This window comes from Peptoniphilus olsenii (assembly GCF_040545475.1).
Lineage (GTDB): Bacteria > Bacillota > Clostridia > Tissierellales > Peptoniphilaceae > Peptoniphilus_A > Peptoniphilus_A olsenii.
Window position 1 is genome coordinate 1 of record NZ_JBEPMA010000003.1, and the last position, 19,695, is coordinate 19,695.

Annotated in this window: 15 protein-coding genes; 9 read left to right on the forward strand and 6 right to left on the reverse strand. The window is 30.1% G+C overall.

All coding sequences use genetic code 11. From position 1 onward, the window contains the following. The 4 genes from ABID14_RS03340 to ABID14_RS03355 all read left to right on the forward strand — a co-directional run. A partial coding sequence (locus ABID14_RS03340; RefSeq protein ID WP_354367513.1) for a transposase occupies positions 1–111 on the forward strand: 111 nt, incomplete at its 5' end. A gap of 1,223 nt (positions 112–1,334) precedes the next feature. After that, positions 1,335–3,863 carry a lectin like domain-containing protein gene (locus ABID14_RS03345; RefSeq protein ID WP_354367129.1) on the forward strand — a complete coding sequence of 843 codons (2,529 nt, stop codon included), beginning with the start codon at positions 1,335–1,337 and terminating at the stop codon, positions 3,861–3,863. Between the two features lie 106 nt (positions 3,864–3,969). Then, entirely contained in the window at positions 3,970–5,754 is a 1,785-nt protein-coding gene (locus ABID14_RS03350) for a CAMP factor family pore-forming toxin (protein ID WP_354367131.1), read from the forward strand. Positions 5,755–5,770: 16 nt separating this feature from the next. Next, entirely contained in the window at positions 5,771–6,829 is a 1,059-nt protein-coding gene (locus ABID14_RS03355) for a CAMP factor family pore-forming toxin (RefSeq protein ID WP_354367133.1), read from the forward strand. Positions 6,830–6,924: 95 nt separating this feature from the next. Here the strand turns inward: ABID14_RS03355 and ABID14_RS03360 are convergent, their stop codons facing one another. The 3 genes from ABID14_RS03360 to ABID14_RS03370 all read right to left on the reverse strand — a co-directional run bounded on the left by ABID14_RS03360 (position 6,925) and on the right by ABID14_RS03370 (position 9,844). After that, complete coding sequence (locus ABID14_RS03360) at positions 6,925–8,688, reverse strand: ABC transporter ATP-binding protein (RefSeq protein WP_354367135.1); 1,764 nt, start codon at positions 8,686–8,688, stop codon at positions 6,925–6,927. Positions 8,689–8,772: 84 nt separating this feature from the next. Further along, positions 8,773–9,219, reverse strand: coding sequence for an ATP-binding cassette domain-containing protein (locus ABID14_RS03365; protein ID WP_354367137.1), 447 nt, complete (start codon positions 9,217–9,219; stop codon positions 8,773–8,775). Further along, complete coding sequence (locus tag ABID14_RS03370) at positions 9,209–9,844, reverse strand: ABC transporter transmembrane domain-containing protein (RefSeq protein WP_354367139.1); 636 nt, start codon at positions 9,842–9,844, stop codon at positions 9,209–9,211. The genes ABID14_RS03365 and ABID14_RS03370 overlap by 11 nt, the downstream gene beginning before the upstream one ends. Positions 9,845–10,227: 383 nt before the next feature. On the opposite strand from ABID14_RS03370, the gene ABID14_RS03375 reads away from it, so the two are divergent. Continuing rightward, positions 10,228–10,467 carry a CDIF630_02480 family spore surface protein gene (locus ABID14_RS03375; protein WP_354367141.1) on the forward strand — a complete coding sequence of 80 codons (240 nt, stop codon included), beginning with the start codon at positions 10,228–10,230 and terminating at the stop codon, positions 10,465–10,467. Between the two features lie 192 nt (positions 10,468–10,659). Continuing rightward, the gene (locus ABID14_RS03380) at positions 10,660–11,211 is read left to right on the forward strand and encodes a phosphatase PAP2 family protein (protein WP_354367143.1); all 552 of its coding nucleotides are present in this window, start codon (positions 10,660–10,662) and stop codon (positions 11,209–11,211) included. Here the strand turns inward: ABID14_RS03380 and ABID14_RS03385 are convergent. Then, entirely contained in the window at positions 11,185–11,637 is a 453-nt protein-coding gene (locus tag ABID14_RS03385; RefSeq protein WP_354367145.1) for a nucleoside deaminase, read from the reverse strand. The two genes, ABID14_RS03380 and ABID14_RS03385, sit on opposite strands and share 27 nt — an antisense overlap. Before the next feature lie 185 nt (positions 11,638–11,822). Between ABID14_RS03385 and ABID14_RS03390 the strand changes: the two genes are divergently transcribed. Continuing rightward, entirely contained in the window at positions 11,823–12,719 is an 897-nt protein-coding gene (locus tag ABID14_RS03390; RefSeq protein WP_354367147.1) for a DegV family protein, read from the forward strand. 28 nt (positions 12,720–12,747) lie between these two features. On the opposite strand, the gene ABID14_RS03395 is transcribed toward ABID14_RS03390, so the two are convergent. Then, complete coding sequence (locus ABID14_RS03395) at positions 12,748–14,061, reverse strand: MATE family efflux transporter (RefSeq protein WP_354367148.1); 1,314 nt, start codon at positions 14,059–14,061, stop codon at positions 12,748–12,750. Between the two features lie 113 nt (positions 14,062–14,174). Continuing rightward, positions 14,175–16,649, reverse strand: a complete 2,475-nt coding sequence (locus ABID14_RS03400; RefSeq protein WP_354367150.1) for a phospholipase D-like domain-containing protein — start codon at positions 16,647–16,649, stop codon at positions 14,175–14,177. A 199-nt stretch (positions 16,650–16,848) separates the two neighbouring features. Between ABID14_RS03400 and glsA the strand changes: the two genes are divergently transcribed. Beyond that, on the forward strand, positions 16,849–17,781 hold the full coding sequence (gene glsA / locus ABID14_RS03405; RefSeq protein WP_354367515.1) for a glutaminase A: 933 nt from the start codon (positions 16,849–16,851) through the stop codon (positions 17,779–17,781). Between the two features lie 11 nt (positions 17,782–17,792). After that, the gene (locus tag ABID14_RS03410; protein WP_354367152.1) at positions 17,793–19,208 is read left to right on the forward strand and encodes an alanine/glycine:cation symporter family protein; all 1,416 of its coding nucleotides are present in this window, start codon (positions 17,793–17,795) and stop codon (positions 19,206–19,208) included. Positions 19,209–19,695: the final 487 nt, after the last annotated feature.

The window sequence follows — 19,695 nt, forward strand, 5'->3', positions numbered from 1 at the left end:
GTAATACGTATATTTCCAAATGAAAAATCAGCAATAAGATTAATAGGAGCTATATTAATTGATATAAATGAAGAGTGGATATCTACTCAAAGAAGTTATATTAAATTTTAGATAGTTATCATTCGCCTTAAAAGATTATAAATACTAAAAAGAACCTGTCAAGGTACGCTTCGCTTTATCCCTTGACAGAACCTTTTAAGTATTTATTTGATAGCTAAGGCAAATGATAGAATTAAATATTGTACTAGATTAATTTACACAATATTATGGACTTGACAATGTTTTTTATTGGAAAATAAAACAAAAAGAAGAAACAAGTCCAACAACTGTCATTTTGAGTGAGGAGGCGAAAGTCGCCGTGTACTCGAAGAGTGAGGAATCTGCCTGTATGGGAGTCGTTCTGTATGAATAAATAGGGGACTTTTCTTATGCTTATTTCACTACATTTTTTATTTCACCATTACATATTCTCTTCTCCACATGCAGATCTCTCCATGCGTTCGCTACGCTTTTTAGTCGAGATGACACTATAAGAGGATTTCATTTAAGATTTGCTATTGTTATTAAAATACACAAAAGAAAATTCGTAAGAATTGAAGTCTATAGACGACAACAACCCCTACAACTGTCTATCTTTTGTATATATTTTTTTACAATAATTAGGTTTATAAAAGCATGAGAAAGTAAGCATGCTATGGAAATGTTTGTAATGTATTTTATCGCATGTTAAAATGTTGATATATAATTTATTAAATATTAAATAATTATTATTAATTTTTTAATTAATAAATGGTACAATAGTTTTATTAGGAGAACTAAAAACAATCATGCTTAAACATCGTAAAACAGCTGAATATTTATTTCGAACAATCATATGAGCAGATATCTATATTGGAATAAAACATTTTCAAATATTGGTTTTATAAATATAAAATAAATATATTTGAGAAAAAATGAATTGTAAAAATCATGTATAAAAAAGTTTTCCTATTTAAATATTTATTTTTTGTGGTATAATCATCTTGGTTTTCAAGAAAATATATTTTGTAATTCTAGTATTTAAATAGAGTTTAGGTAAATGCGTTTATTTAACTCTGTTTTTGAATTGAAATTATATTTGATATTGTTTTTGATTTTTTAGAATTATTTTTAACTTTCAATTTAGTATTTATTTTACTAAGTTATATCTATTTTTTATGGATTTATAATATATTTTATTTTGCTAAGGTGGCACTTTTATCTTCATGTATTTGTATTATATACAAAATTCCTGTGAAGATTTTTAATTTTTAGAAGAGATGGTTTAAAAGAGAGTTTAAGGAAAGGTAATTAAAGTGAAGAGAAGTTTTAATATTTTATTGGTATTTTTATTTTGTTTTATGGTTGTCTTAGAACCAATTACTATTGTAAATGCGATGGGATTAAGTGATGAATCTGAAAAAGTGAAATCATCTTCAATTCTTGAGCTTAGTCTAGAGAATGTAGATATTCTTGATGATGCAAATGAAGATGGGGGAAGTTTAGAGGTAAGTCCTATTTTCGATGATTTTTTTGATAGTCAAAAGTCAGGTAATATTGAGTCACCTCTTAATATTAATTTTAATTATACTAAGACTAGGCTTAGAAGCATGTCAGAATATATTCCATCTACTTATGATTTGAGACAAGAAAAAAGGGTGAGTCCTGTCAAAAGTCAAGGGCTAAATGGTTCTTGTTGGTCTTTTGCGACTTATGGCTCTATGGAATCTATTTTGGCTAAGTATGGCAAGTATGATTTTAGTGAAAAGCATATGCGAAATACTCATGATTTTGATTGGGGACCTAATGATGGCGGAAATAGAGATATAGCTACTGCATATCTTGCTAGTTGGAAAGGACCAGTGCGTGAAATAGACGATCCTTATGATCCGGTAATTAGTTTCTCGCCAGAAGGTTTAGTTAGATCCATGGAAATAGACAAGGTTATTTATCTTCCTGATGTGAATGGTTTTGAAGATACTAAGGAAATAAAACTTGCCATAATGAAATATGGTGGTGTATATACTGTTGTCAATTCTTCTAAATATTATGAAGATAAAAACAACAATTCTTTTTATAATGCACATGGAGGGCCAGCTGATCATGCTGTGACTATTGTTGGCTGGGATGATAATTTTTCACGAAATAAATTCACTTCAAGGCCAAATGAAAATGGTGCATGGATTTGTAAAAATAGTTGGGGAACTGAATATATGGACGGCGGCTATTATTATGTTTCTTACGAAGATTATCATATAGGAACTTCAAATGCTGTTTTTGTTCCCAAAAATATGGACCCTAAGGGAAAAATTTATCAATACGATCCTCTTGGTGCTACTCGTTCGGTTGGTTATAACAAAAAAGGATATATGGCAAATATTTTTAAAGCAAGAGAAAATGAAACTCTTCATGAAGTTGGGCTTTATAATGTGAGTATGCATACAGATTATAAAATTTATCTTGTAAAAAATGTCAATAAGACTAGTCAACTTTCAACTGAAAAAGTAGAAGTTGCCAGTGGTAGTTTAAAATATCCGGGCTATTACACGATAGATATTGGAGAGCATGAACTTCTTGAGAACGAACAATTTGCAATAGTTGTTTATATGGATGCTACCAAATCTGATTACAAATTTCCTTTAGCAATTGAGGCTCCTATTAGAAATTATTCGAGCAAAGCGACTGCTCAAGAAGGGCAATCTTTTGTTTCACCAACAGGAGATGCTTGGACTGATTTATCTAAAGAATTGCAAAATGCAAATGTATGTGTAAAAGCAATAACTACTACTGGAGAGGTACCTAAAAATGATGTTATTGTACCAGAGATTCCTAATATTGATGTAGTAAAAGAACCTGACAATGTAGTTTTTAATGAGGGTGAAAATGGATATATCAGAGTAAATAATATCGGTAAATTATCTACTAAAGTATTGCCTGAAGATTTTAATGATACTGAAGTGAAATTATTTACCAACGAGAAAGATATAGTAAAAGTTGATAATGATGGCACGATTACGCCACTTAAGACAGGTAATGCAAATATTTATGCCGAAATACAAAATTCTAGGGGTGTTATAAGAACTAAATTTTATCTAAAAGTCATTCCTAAAGATTTTAGGTTTGATAAAATGCCTGAGATTCCAGTAATAGGTGAACAGGAAGTCGAGACGGATAATGATTATATTCCACCAAAGCCAGGCGATCCAAATTATCCACAACCGCCTAAACCAAATATTGATGAGTCTTTACCTAGATATTTATCTGTGACTGTTCCTTCGATTACACTTGAACAAGATGAGGTATTTGATTTGTCTGAAAAGATAAATATATATCCTGAAAAAGCTACTCAAAGAGATTTGCATTATTCATCTGAAAATAGTGATATTGCAAGTGTGACCGAAGAGGGGATTATTGCTGCGAACCAAGTTGGCAGGACAAGTATTAGGGTGATGACTGTAAATAATATTTCGCAATCAGTTGTTGTAAATGTATTGCCAAAGTTTTCAAAAAAGGAACTTCAAATAACTGATATAGATATTTCAGATAGATCCGCAGGAATTTTTACTATAACTGTAAGTGCCGAAGAAAATGGCAAAGGATATTCTGGTCCAGCGAATATTGAAACAGTCGCTGGTAGTGAAAAATACGGCTTTGTGACTAAGAACAATAGAGTGTATTTTTCAAGAGGCAAGTGTTCAATTAAATATAATGGAGGACAATTTGGAGTTTGGAGAACGAATTTCAAATCTAATATAAAAATTAGAGATATTAATGCAAATGTGGTTTTTGAATTTTCAAAAGATAGCAAATCTCCTGCTGTTATAAAAGAAGTAGTTGGATTATAAAATTTCTTATATCTAATGTTTTGAAAAGCATTTAAATAAATATATAAAAATATTTTGGTATTTAGTTGACTAAATATAAATTTATTAAGTAAAAAGGAGGATGTTTATGAAGAAGTTTACTAAAAATATGAGTGCAGTATTGGCTTTCTTGATGCTACAAAGCTCAATGACACCAGTATATGCTAGTAAACTTGAAATGGACGCTGATGTTTTGGTGGGGGAAATCGAGATAGAAAATGATGCTTCTAGTGACAATAAATTAGAAGTTGATGACTCATTGGATGATTTTGAGGGTAAACTCACTGAAAAACAAGAGCTTGAAATTTCAGCAGTAAGAGAGGATTTGCTAAGGGCACAAAAAGCTGTAGCAGATATTGAAGTGGATGAGGAGAACAAAGAATACAAAGAAGTTCTCGACAAGTATGACGAAGCAGTAAAAAAACTAGATGGTGAAATTAACGAATTTGAACAACAACTTAAACAAGGTTCTACAATTTCACGTCAAAAGGGATCAGGAATTTATGATTTAACTTCCATTCCTGCAAGAGTGCAATTATTAATTAGAATAGGTAGAGCAATAAGATTTGGTACTACAGAATTATCTAATAAAGTTGTTGCAGCACATACTAAATTGACAGAATATATCATGGTAGGGATACTTCACACATTAAATCCTTTTGCTTCAGAATCTACAATATTAGAATATATTGCTGATTTTGATGTATTGGAACAAGAATTATTATCTTATCCAGATTTGTCACCTGAAGATATAGCGACAATTTATAAAAAAGCTGCCTATCACAGAACAATAAGAGAAGCAAGAAAAGTAAGAAATGAAGCCAATAGATCTGGCAGAAGATTCCAAGCACGTGAACTTAACAAAGTAATTTCTCAGTCTGCTGCTCTTTGGTGGAGAATAACTGTAACTTGTGGAGAATTAGATGCGCAAGAAGAAGTTCTTCTTGAAGCAATTGAAAAAGTTGCAGGTCCAAAAATTAGAGTTAAAAGTGTAGAATTTTTGGAAGGTAATAAAGGTGCAATTAATTTAGATAAAAAAACTAAATTAAGCCCTGTAATATTGCCAGTTGAAGCGAAAATTAAAGATTATATAATGACTTCATCAAACCCATATGTTGTTAGAATTATTGGAAACGAAATAGTGCCAATAAAAACAGGAAGTGTAAAAATTGAATGTGTATCTAAAGATACTGCTGTTAAAGGTGTATTTGAACTTACAGTTCTAAACCCAGGAGAGTACTCTTCACTTCCATTGCTAGAGTCTACTGGTACTAATAATTTATATATAGAAAATGGTGGCACTGAAAAACCACTACCTGTTCAAAATGACAACAAAGATGTCAAAGATATTTCATTTACAATTCCAAGAGCAGAATTAAATCTTGGTGAAGAATTTGATTTGGGTAAAAGAGTATTAGTTTTTCCAGAAAGAGCTGAAGATAAGAGCCTAACTTTCAAATCTTTAAATCCTGAAATTGCCCAAGTTGATGAAAATGGAATAGTGCATGGCATTGCAGCGGGAAATGCAAAAATTAAAGTTATTTCAAACAATGGTATAGAAAAAGAGTTTGAAATTGTAATTAAAAATCCACAAAAAGCAAGTGAATATCAAATAACAAATATAGAAACAACAGATAGAAAAGGCGGCATATTTAAAGTTCAAATTTCAGCTACTGAAAATGAAAATAAATACAATGGACCAGTAGAAGTTACAGTAACTTCTGGAGATAAAGTTGTAACTAAAAAAGCATTCATGAACAGAGGATATGTAGAAGTATCTTTTAACGGATTTGACTTTGCTCTATGGAGAAAAGATTTTACTGGAACAGTAAAACTTAAAGATAAAACAGCAGACTTTCAAATGGCATATTAAATAGGAGGAATATTAAATGAAAAAAATTAAAAAAATAATGGCATTCATATTAGCGGTTTCAATTTTTGCAAGTTCAACAACTACAGTTTTTGCAAATGAGCTAATTGACGATGCAGATCCAGTTGAAGAAAAATTAGAAATTGATGATGTAGCAGTTTATAAACAAAAAATCAAAAACATAAGATCTGATGTAAACAATGTTGTAGCAAAAGATGACGAAGAAAAGAAACTAATCGAAGAATTTAACCAAAAAGCAGACGAACTTGAAAGTGGAATTGATGCATCAGTTAAAGCTGAAGAAAGAAAAATTAATTCAGAAGATTTACAAACAACAGAAGGTAGCCTCGAAATTGACCCTAATGTGAATATTGAAAATCAAGAGGGAATTGGTTTTGCAAATATTTATGATTTATCTACAATTCCAACAAGAGTTGAAGTCCTTATTAGAATGGGTAGAGCAATAAGATTTGCCACTACAGAGCTTAGATACAAAGTTGATGCAGCACATGTAGAAATAGGCGAATATATTGCAGTAGGTCTATTGCATGCAGTTAATCCATTCTCAACATCAGCAGACATGAAAGCATATATTGCAGAATTTGATGCACTACGTGATAAATTATTATCTTATCCAGATATGGCTCTAAATGATACAGCTAACCTATATGTGAGAAGTGATTTAGACGAAAAATTACACAAAGCGAGATTTTTGAAATACAATGAATTAAAAGATAGACCAACTCATGTTATTGAAAAACTTGACAGAGAAGTAAGTGAGGTAACAAGACTTAGACTTAGACCCCAAGCAACACTTGCAGAAATCTATCAATTATCAGATAGACTTGATCAAGCAGTATCAGAAGCGTTAAGTTCTGAAGATAGAAAAGCAACAAAATCTGAAATATCTAGAGTAAAAGAACTTAGAAGAGAAATGAGAAAAGCAAGACGCATGGGCGATGAAAGACAAGAAGTTGCTCAAGTAATTGACAGAGTTGATGAAGAAATGCTTCTAACAAGACCATCACAAATTAACGTTAGAGGTTTAATTAAAACAATGGAAGCATTGATGTACTAAATTATAATTAAATATTATAATTAACAAAAAAATGGCACTTGAATATAAATAAAGTGCCATTTTTCTTTTCTTAAATATTAAATTAAATCTTACAATTATTTATTTTCCTCAAATCCACCAGTGTATAATTTAGCATAAACTCCATTTTGTGCTAATAAATCTTCGTGATTACCCCTCTCTACAATTTCTCCATTTTCAAGTACTATTATTACATCGGAGTTCATAATAGTTGAAAGCCTGTGGGCAATTACAAAAGTTGTCCTTCCTTTCATTATTTCATCCATACTATTTTGTACTATCATTTCAGTTCTAGAGTCTATAGACGATGTTGCCTCATCAAGTATCATCACGGGCGGATTAAATATTTCTGCACGAGCTATAGATAGAAGTTGTTGTTGACCCTGTGATAAATCATCGGAGTCTCCAGAAATTATAGTATCATAACCGTGTTTTAAGTTTATGATAAAATCATGAGCGTTAGTTTTCTTGGCAACTTCAACAGTTTTATCCATATCTATATTGTAGTTTGAATAATTTATATTTTCTGCAATTGTACCCGTAAATAGGTGAGAATCTTGCAAAACCATTCCGAGAACTGACCTTAAATCTGGTTTTTTAATTTTCCTAATATCAATTCCGTCAAAAGTTATTTCGCCACTATCTATATCATAGAATCTGTTGATTAAATTCGTTATTGTAGTTTTACCTGCTCCCGTCGCACCTACGAAAGCGACTTTTTGGCCAGGTTTTGCATAGAGGCTTATATCTTTTAAGACTAAATTTTTTCCATCGTAAGAAAAATTTACATGATTGAAACGGATGTCTCCAGAAAGCTTTGTCATTTCTCCAGTTTGGGTATTGTGCCAATAGTATTTCTCCTCTCCATTTTCTTTTTTAAGAACTTTTTCAACTACACCAAAATCTTCTTCAGCTTTCTCATCTAAAAACTCAAATATTCTTCTGGCACCTGCAATGGCGAGCACTACTTGATTTATATTTCCAGCAAGCTGTGACATTGGTCCAGATAGAGTTTTGGATAACTGCAAGAATGAAACTACTATTCCGACACTGATTGCAAAGTCGTCACTAATTGCCATTAAACCTCCAAATATTGCAAAAAGTATATATTGTAGATTGCCTATTCCAAAAGTCAATGGATACAAAAACAAGGACAATCTATTGGCGACCATTGTATTGTCGGCTAAATTATTGTTAATTTTCTTGAATTCCTTTAATGTGTTTTCTTCTCTATTAAAAACTTTTACAACTTTAAGCCCATTAATCATCTCTTCAATGTATCCAGTTGTTTTTGCCAGGGAATTTTGTTGTGTCAAGAAGTAATGAGAAGATTTGCCTCCTACTACATTTATCATCACTAAATTTAAACCTATAGTAAAAATAATTACAAGTGACAGAAGAAAAGATTGACTAAACATTGCCACAAGTACCATTATTATTGTCATCATTGATTGCACAAAAGACGGAAATGAGTTAGCTATCATCTGACCTAAAGCTCTTACATCATTTGTATAATAACTCATAACATCACCGTGGCTCTTACTACCAAAATAGCTCGCAGGCAATTTCTGCATATTTGTAAACATATCTTTTCTTATTTCTAATAAAGTTTCTTCTGATATTGTCACCATAATTCGAGAATACATAAAAGCACAAAAGACACCAAACATCAAAAATATAGCCATTTTAATTATAACTTCTAACAGAGGAGCATAATTTGGATTTGTTGCCTTTGTTAATGGAATTATATAATTATCTATTAGTATTCTCATAAATATAGAAACAGAAGTAGTGGCAAGACTAGAAATTATAACCATAAGTGTTACTATGAAAAGTTTCAATTTATGTCTTTTTAAAATAAAAGACAGTAGCTTTTTGGCGGCATCTAGATTTTTTTTGAGGTAATTTTAGTTTTTAGTTTTTCTTCACGCATCAAAATCACTGTCCTTTTCTTGTACTGAATTAATTTCAGAATAAACAACACTCTTTTCGAGCAATTCATCATGTGTGCCAATATTTTCTATTTCGCCATTATCTAAAACTACAGTATAGTCTGTATTTTGTAATGATTTAATCTTTTGAGATATCAATATTTTAGTCATATTGGGATTAAAATTATTTATAGCATTGATAATTTTTTTCTCGGTTTTATTATCAAGAGCAGATGTTGAATCATCTAAAATTAAAATCTTTGGATTTTTCAAAATAGCTCTTGCTATACATAGCCTTTGCTTTTGACCTCCAGAAAAATTTGCTCCACCAGCTTGTACTACTTTGTCTAAATCTTTTTCGGGATCTAAAAAATCATCGCATGCTGCAATATATAATGCCTTTTTCAATTTCTCGTCTGTCAAATTTTCATCAGCCCACAAAAGATTTAACTACCCTAATAGCAGCTAAGTTTTCAGAAACGTCAGTATTTAATTTGTCTGTTATTTTAAAAACTCGTTCAAAAATAGGATAAGATTTTGTCATGATTATCCCCATTCCAATGGAGATTATTAAAATTATGATAAAAAAGTAGGGTACAAGTTTAGGTGAAAGCCTAAAACTCATTATAAGAGCAAGTATCAATGTAAGAGGAGCTCTAATGGCCATTCTTGTAGAGAGTTGAAAAGCCATTTGAACCATTTGTACATCAGTTGTCATTCTAGTGATGAGCGATCCTTTTTTAAACTTATCAATATTTTCAAAAGAAAAATTAGTAATATTATCAAACATTGCATAGCGCATATTTTTGGATAAACCAGCCGAAGATTTAGTCGCTAAATAACCTGACGCAATACCTGCACCTAAAGAACATGCAGCGAGTATCAATAAAATAACGCCATATTTTATAACATCAGCTGATGAATTTGTCATAATTCCAATATCTATAATTTTAGTCATATAAAAAGTGATTGCGACATTGGTAGCAACCTCTAATAAAACAAAAAAAGGTGACAATATAGCATATTTCCTATACTCACCTATGTTGTCAAATATTATTCTTAACATATTACACCTTCTAAAACAAAAATTTACAATTAAGTAATATAATTATCATTGACCACAGTTATTTAATATTTACCCTTAACACTTTATAAAATATCATTTTATAAGAACAAAAATAAAATATACATAGACAATAATGATTAAATTATAAAATTAAATTTTAATTGACCCACAATAAATTTTTCTATCATAATTTAAGAACATTATGGGTATGTATTTATTAACTCTGATAAGAGTTATGATTTATTCTAATCAAATTACAAGAATGATTTTCAATCTATCTATTCTACTTATTATATATTTACAAGCAAATTGAAAAATTTTTAAACTTGTACTATCATAGAATAAAGGAGTTATTGTTTAAAGAATTAAATGGAGATGATTTTATGGAAGATATTAAAAAAATGGAAAAACTTATTGATGAATCAGTAACCCTAACAGATGACAAAAAAAGACAAATCCGAGCACATATAGAGCAACAAAGAGAAGTAATAGAACAAAATCGTCCTGATGGAGATGTATATTACAAAAAAGATGGCAAAGATCCTGAAACTGGAGTAGAAATTCCATCTGAAGGAGCAGTAGAAGAAGCTAAAAAATGGGTAGATGAAGAAAATAGAAGATAAAATTGTGGGCCTAGAGGCCCATTTTTTATTTAATGAATAAAATTGCGGAATTTATTTAATTTTTGACTAAAAAATTTGGGTATATTAAAAAGAGTACATCTATTTATGAATTATACACTCATATTATAACTAAAATATAGAATATACAGTTATATGAAAATTTAATGTCCTTAGAGAAATTAGAGGTTAGATATGGATAATAAATTATTACAATTTTTACTTAGAATTCGTAACAAAAGGTTAAACTCATATATGATTGCTATAACTCACTTGGGGACAGGAGGGGCAATTTGGCTAATCACAACATTTATTTTATTTTATTTAGGCTATAGAATATCATCAGTAAACATAATACTATCATTGATATTTAATGGTATAGTTTGTAATTTAATATTAAAAAATTTACTCAAAAGAAAAAGACCGTCATGGATTTCAAAAGTAGAACTTCTAATAAAAAACCCGAAGGATTTTTCATTTCCATCGGGACACGCTTCCTCATCATTTGCAGCTGCATTGACTATATCGTTTTATTTTAAAGGAATGGGCATAATCTTTCTTATAATAGCAGCACTGATTGCATTTTCAAGAATATACCATTTTGTTCATTATCCGAGCGATGTAATAATAGGAGCTTTACTAGGCACAGCAGTAGCAATTTTTACAAAAAATATGTATGATGGCATTTTATTAGAATATCTGCAAGAAAATATGGGATTTCTATTTGCCTTTATTTCTTATATTTGAAAAAAAAGATGTTAAAAGTCTACCACAATCTTTAGATAGAATATTGCCCTCATAACTTATCTTATGATTCGTTATGAGTTTTTCTATTTTTTGATGGCTGCAACAAGCACCAAATCTTTTATTATAAGCACCAAAATAAAGATTTTTAATTCTTGCATTAAGAATTGCCCCGACACACATTAAACAAGGCTCTAAAGTGACGTAAATATCGCAGTCTTCAAGATGATAGGAATTTAATCTTTTAGATGCCATTTGAATAGCTAAAATCTCAGCATGTGCAATGGGATTTTTGAGTTCCTCTTTTCTATTAAAACCATATCCTATTATTCTATTATCTTTGACAATTACAGCACCGACTGGTACCTCACCTCTTTTATAAGAGATTTGAGCAAGCCTCAGTGCATTTCGCATAAATTTTTCTTCCATATACATATCATAATAGAAAATGTATGTATTGTCTAATAATTGGTGAAAATGCATTTTTTGTAATTCTAAGATAGAAATATATTCTATAAATTAATATTTCCTATAGTTTTATAATCATATAAATTGTCAAGTCCAAAATATATTTTAATGTTATAATATTATTGTATAAAGTTTTGGGGGATTTTATGACTGTTAAAATTATAGCGGATTCTTCATGTGATTTATCCGATGAAATAATTACTGATTTAGATATTGATATTTTAAATATAAAAAGTGTTGATGAGCTTCAAAATTTGATTGATGTCAGTTTTACTATGGATGAGTTTTTTGATGCTCAAAGAAATGGACATATTTTTAAAACTAGTCAGGTCACTACTTATGATTATTTAATGAAATTTGAACAGTATGCTAAAAGTGGTATTGATTTTATCTGTATTACTCTATCAAGTGGCATGAGTGGTGGATATCAAAATGCGGTTATGGCTCTTAGATCTCTTAGGGAGAGATATCCAAATGTAAAAATGGAGATTGTGGACTCTCTTGCTGCTTCTGTGGGCAATGGTCTTGTAACTTATTATATGGCAAAGGCCAGCAAGAGTGGTATGGATTTTGATATGCTCATTGAGTTTTCAAAATTTCTTGTGAGTAATGTTGGTCATCTTTTTACTGTTTTTGATTTAAAATATCTTTACAGTGGTGGCAGAGTTTCTAGGACTAAAGCAAAAATTTCGGATATTTTAAATATTTTGCCGATATTGGAAGTTGATGAAGAAGGCAAGATTTTTTTATCTGAGGTTGTTAGAGGTAAGAATAAAGCCTATAAGAGAATGAGTGAGATACTTGTGGAAAATACGACTGGTACTAATGATGTTGTGTTTCCTGTTTATGGTGATGATTATTCTATTTTAACTAATTTTTTAAAAAGAATAGAAAAACTTGGTTTTAATAATTATATTCCTTTGCAAGTAGGAACTATAATAGCTTCACATGTGGGACCGGATATTGTTGGGATTTCGTATCTTTTTAAAGAGATACCCCATGAATATAGGTCTTATGTTTATGATTTTAATGATTGTTATTAAATGAATTTTTATATTTAAAAACCGGCTACTATATTGTGGCCGGTTTATTCATTATCCTTAGAAAATATATTGATGTAATCAAAGTTATTAGCTCACACAGAGCTGCTCCATAAAACAGGTATCTGACGCCTAATACATGTACTACGAAATATAGTGACAAGACAAGTACAACTGTTCCTCTCATTATATTTATTGTGGTTGAATATTTAGGTTTTCCTATTGCTGATGCTATTGATGCTATAAAAACATTGTGTCCTGCAAAGAAAAACATCAGTGCATATGCCCTCATTGGTCTTATTGACGACAGAGTTCTGTCTTCGTTTTCTAAGAATGCATTTAGTAGTGTCTTGGCTCCAAAGAATGATATTGAGAAGAAAATTATGGAAATTACAAATATTGATATAAATCCATATTTAATGATTGTTCTACTTTTTTTGGTTTCACGTGATCCGTGATAAAAACTAAGTAGAGGCAGTGTACCATGGCATACTCCTTGAAATGTCGAGTTGGCGAGTATAGACATGTAATTAATTACTGCATATGATGATAGAAATTCGGGTGCTAGATATTTCATTATAAAAGTATTAAATATAAATACTACAGTTGCAGTATTAAACTCAGCTATAAATTCTCCAAAGCCGAAAGAGATAATTTTCTTTAAGGTATTTAATATCTCTTTTCCTGTCATTTTTATTTTGTCAAATCTAAGATATCCTGAACCACGTCTAAAGTGGATTAAAAATATTATTACAGATAATGCCTGTGCAATGCCTGTGGCAAGAGCGGCACCTTTAACTCCTAGTTTAAATATTTCTATCAATAGAAAATCTAAAAATATATTCGTAAGACAAGCACTAACAGCACCTATAATTGCTGTTCTTGGATATCCGTCAACTTTTACTAACACTTCAAAACAATATGAAATAATATAAAATGGCGAAAATATTATAATTATTTTGAGATAATCCTTGGCCAAAGAAAATAAATTGGAAGTTGCTCCCAAAAATAAAATCAGCTCATCAATGAAAATTATAGCAAACATTGCCAAGATTACAGAGAAAATCAGTATAAAAATTAAAATAAAAGTGAAAATTTTGTTGGCATCGTCTTTCTTTTTTTGGCCCAAAAATATTCCTATTATAGTTTGGGAACCTACAGAAAATATAATTGCTATTGCGAACAAAAAATTAACAAAAGGTATTACGATAGTAACTGCTGAAAGTTCTTTTGTGCCGGCGAAGTTTGCTACAAAAAAACCATCTACTATTGTATATATAGAAAATACCCACATCGCTATAATCGATGGCGATACATATTTGAAAAATTGTTTTTTGAGATTCATCTAGCCCTCCCTAGCCAATTCATTATATATTACTAAAATAGAATAGGCAACACATTTAAAATCCTTATTAATCAAAAAAACAAAACCTCATTATCAGGTTTTGTTTTTAAAAATTATTTACCAAAAATCTTCTCGAAAAAAGTCTTTTTGTATTCCATACCTTGCCAATTGTAAAACTTTTCTTTGTCCAAGAACACTAAATTATCTTGTTGTTTTGATATTATATCTTTAGGTATTTTATCTAAATATAAGTTTTTCATATTACTGTCTTCGGTCAGTTTATTTAAATCTAATATAATTTCATCATCATTTATTGTAAAAGAGAAATGGTTATTTTGAAACATTTCTTTTAATTTATCTTTGTAATAATATCTATAGGGATTTAATTCTTCAATCCATTCAAAAAAACCTGTAGCATCAAATTCTAAATCTGTTACACCATGAGATGAACCTATTAAAATCTTTTGGGGTATGGCATCGGCATAAACTTGCGAGAGTTTTTTACCCCCATAAATTTGGAACGAGTTTTCGTCAATTGTGGATAATTTAAAAAACATATGATTTGTTTTTTCGTCAAAAGTGAAAAATTTTTGAGAGGAACTCTTATATAATTTTCGCCATTTTTCTTGTGCAGATTCGCTATCGTCATTATATCTATCTTCTGGGAAATATCTTGGTATAGGCATATTAGTTTCATGATAATATTCTTTAAAAATTTCTCTTGATTGATGCAAAAAGTCAATTAGACCACATGATTTAGAATAATAATTCCAGTCATACATATCTTTGTTTTCGATTCTCAGTGACATTCTATATATGAAATCTAGAAAAAGTGTGGAGTCTATATTATTGTATATTTCTTGATAAATTTGTTGGGAGTCTTTTCTATGGTCGGGGTCAAATATTTTGTCTATTTTAAGAAAATAACTTCTTCTTCTGGCCTCTGGCGGCAATGAATAACCATCGGAGTTTGTAGTTGCTATAAGTACTGGGAACGGATTTATCTCGTTTACATTTTTGTTGGCAATTGTTTTTATTAAGTCAGTCCCATAATTATTATTATTAAAAAACCATGGGTTTATTTCATCAACTAAAATTGGATTTACATTTTCTTCGCTCATCCAAGCTTTTAATATATTAATTTTGTTGGACTTGTCATTATGCCCTTCATATAAATTATCAAAAACCCAATAAGGTTTGTTGTCAAGGCCAATCATTTTTGTCAATACTTTAAGTAGCGATGATTTGCCTGAACCAGCGGTTCCGCCAATAAATAAAAATTGTGGTATATCTAGTCTACTCTCGGGTAAATCCAACATTTTCTTAAGTTCGTAAATAAAAGGCGAAGTAAAAGCATATAGGATTACTTCCATTATTCTTTCACCATAACCGTCAGTATATTTATATACGTATTTATCAAAAGTTCGCATAAAGTTGTTTAGGGCCTTTAAAGATTTTTCTATTTCTTCAGCACTGGCTTTTTTGCCGTAAATTTGCAATCTATTTTTGTTGCTTTCGAGGGGTACAAATAGCCCTGTCTTGCCATTTGATATATTCCTTTCACCTGGTTTACTATATAACTGGCTTCTAGTCAAATTTTTATCCTGAAAATTAGAAGTCATAACATTAATTTTTCTTGTTATTATTTTAGGAGCATCAAAGTTTTTCTTGAGGTTTGGTTTTTTGAGACGAGGATTTATCGATTCTTTTACAAGTTCATAAGCAAGCTCTTCAATTTGTTGTTTTTCTTTAACTTTATTGTCAATTGTATTTTTATCCTCATCAATATTTTTCATTTCATTAAAAACGGAATCGGGTACAAGACCTATAGCTACTTTTTCTTTTAGATTATCAATTGTGTCTATTGGTGCTTTGGTACGAATTTTATCAATGTTTTCGTTAGTGAGTGCAAAAACTTTATCTAAATTAATTTCATCATCTTTAGTAATTTTTTTTATTTCACGTGAATTAATTTTTAACACTTCGCTGGGGAAGTATTCACCAAGAAGCGGCTTTAAATCATTTTCAAAATATGATTTATATAAATCGTAAAGAGGGTGATTATCAAAAATTATAATATTTTCGAACTGAGGTATCTTTTTATCAAAAGCTTGATATGATAAGTTGGCAGAGCCTAATATTATGCGATTGTCCCCATCATCATTTTCTAAAAGATAAAATTTAGAGTGAATGGTATAAGGTGTAGGTACTCTGACCTCAATTTTTTTATTATTAATTTTTACTTTTGAAGATGTAGATAGATTTTGAAATAGATTTACAGCTTCCAAGGATACATCTCTACTAAATTGAGCCTGAATGTTTTTTGCCATTTGATTAGCGGCAGATTTCATAAAATCATCATATATACCTACTACTATTATAGAATTGCCAAAATTTTGCAAGTATTCGTTTATGAACTCTGGCGAAATTGAATAAGTCACACCTATGAATTTAGAATATTTATTGTAATCAAAAATTTCTTCAATGGAAAGTTCTACTTTTTTGTTATTGCAAATTGTAAATAAAGAAGATTTATCGAAATCTTTTTCTATTGAATCGTTAAATAAATCTATTTGTTTACTTTTCATGTATAAAACCACCTAACACTTTCTGAATATCTGTTTTATATATAATATCATCTATATAACTTAATTTAAATGATAATGTAGATTTATCAAAAAAGATTTTAGTTTTAATGGTGTAAATTAGAAAATAGTTTAAAATAATAGAAATTTACGATATAATAGTTTTAGCTATTGAGCTGACTAAATCGTTTAAGGGGGTGAAATAATGTTAAAAGAAGATAATATAATTGAAAAAATTGAAAAAGCCATAAGAGTTAGTGAAAAATATATAGGTGAGGGTGAAGTAGCTACTTATATTCCTGAACTTGCAAATGTGGACCCTGATGGTTTCGCACTTTCTATAGTTACAGTAGATGGCAAAGTTTATGAATTTGGTGATTTAGATACTGTATTTTCTATGCAATCAATTTCAAAGATTATATCTCTTACTATGGCACTTTTAGATAATGGAAAGGAATTAGTTTTTTCTAAAGTTGGTACAGAACCTACTCCTTATAAATTTAATTCATTAATTCCTATAGATGACAGAGCTTCCAATCCTTTGATTAATGCAGGTGCAATTACAACAGCCTCTCTTATTAAGGGTGATGATGTAGATGATAGATTTGATAGGGTATTAACTTTTGTCCAAAAGTTGGCTGAGTCAGAAGAGGTAAATTTCTTATATAAAGTTTACAATTCAGAAATGAAGACAACTGATGTAAATAGAGCTATCACATATTATTTAAAGAGCAAAGGTATTTTTGAAAAGCCTGTTGAAGAGGTGCTAGATCTTTACATTAGAGATTGTTCAATAGGCATAAAGGCCACAGAACTTGCAAGGCTGGGATCTGTTTTTGCAAATGGCGGCAAAAATTCAAAAGGAGAACAACTTATATCTGAAGATATTGTAAGAATTGTTCTTTCTCAAATGGCATCTTGTGGGATGTATGAGGAAAGTGGTAGATTTTTGATGGAAGTAGGATTTCCTGCTAAATCTGGTGTAAGTGGTGCAATTCTTGGCATAGTCCCGGGCAGATGTGCGATTGTGACATACAGTCCTCGTCTAGATGAGTCGGGCAACAGTATTAGAGGAAAACATCTACTAGATTTGCTATCAGATGAGATAAGATTAAATATTTTTTTACATGAATAAAGGAGATAATAATGGAAGCTTTTAAAGAATTAACAGGTTTTTTAAGTGATACGATATATACATATATGCTTATACCTTTACTATTAGGTTTAGGTTTATATTTTACTTTCAAAATTAAAGGTGGTCAATTTAGAAATATTGGCCATGCAGTTAAATTAATTTCAGCAAAGTCAGATAACAAAGATGCAATTTCGCCTTTTAAAGCATTTACTATTTCGGCAGCATCACATATTGGTACTGGAAATATAGTAGGAGTTGCAGCTGCAATTTCTGTAGGTGGTCCTGGTGCAGTATTTTGGATGTGGATAACTGCTTTAATAGGAGGAGCATCATCATTTGTTGAAAATACATTGGGACAAATTTTTAAGGAAACTAATCCAGATGGCACTTTTAAAGGTGGACCTGGTTATTATATGAACAAGACATTAAAAAAACCAATACTGGGAACACTTTTTTCAATAGTAATTTGTGTTGTTTATGGATTTATGTTTAATGCAATGCAAGCAAACACAATAGCTTCAGGATTTACAAATTCTTTTGATGTTGCACCATGGGTGATAGGACTTATTGTTATAATCATAGCAGCTTTTATAATATTTGGTGGACTAAAGAGAATTGCAGACATTACATCACTTCTTGTGCCTGTGATGGCTATTGCATACATGGCTATGGTACTTTTCATATTAATAACAAATATTACAAAGGTTCCTCACATGTTTGGCTTGATTTTCTCAGAAGCATTTAATTTCAAAGCAGGTTTTGGAGGACTATTTGGAACTGCAATATTAAATGGTGTTAGACGTGGTTTATTCTCAAATGAAGCTGGAATGGGAGCTGTTCCAAACGCTTCATCTGTAGCAGATGTATCTCACCCTGCAAAACAAGGTTTAATTCAAGCTCTTGGAGTTTATCTTGATACAATACTTGTATGTTCAGCAACTGCTTTTGTGGTTATTATTGCAGGTGAAGGAGTATATACTAATCCTGAGCTTCAAGGACTTGGAATTACTCAAGCTGCACTAGTAAGTGAACTTGGACCATGGGCAAGACATTTCTTGACATTTTGTGTATTTATGTTCGCGTTCTCTTCTGTAATTGGTAACTACTATTATGGAGAAAATAATATTTTGAATTTAGGATTTGGAACAGGGGCATTAAATATTTACAGAGTTCTTGTGCTTGGTTTTGTATTTTTAGGTTCAATTGGTGATTTCTCAGTTGTATGGAACACAGGGGATGTGTTTATGGGAATAATGGCTGTAATAAATCTTATTGCTTTAATGGTAATTGGAAAACTTGCCGTGGCGACTTATTACGATTATTTTGACCAATTAAAACAAGGTAAAGATCCAGTATTTGTACCTGAAAATATTGATGTATTAAAACCGTATCTTTCAGATATAACAGCTTGGAATAAAAGAAAATAAAATATAATATAGTAATACTTTTAAAACTGACCTTTAGAATATCTAGAGGTCAGTTTTTTGGTATCATCAATTTTTAAATATCAACATCATAACACAGATAAGTTTTTCATTATATTAATTAAATTCAAAATATTTTATTTATTCAAATAATTTTAAAATATTAAAATACAAACCTGAATATTTAGTACAATTTTACATGGCAATTAAAATGGCATAATATACTATTTAATCATGATTATTTTATAGATTTTAACAAATTTTTCAAATATAAATAAAAAAATACTTATCCGTTTAAAGCCCAAAAATAAAGATTTTTCTGTAGTAATATAAATAAATCGGTAGACTTGAACATTATTTAAATATATAATAGTGATGTGTTAGAGTTTAACAAAAAGACAAATTCTTATAATAATTTGATTGAATTTTTGAATATTAAAAACCAATTTTCAAATTTTACAGAAATTATATTTATTTTATAATATATAAG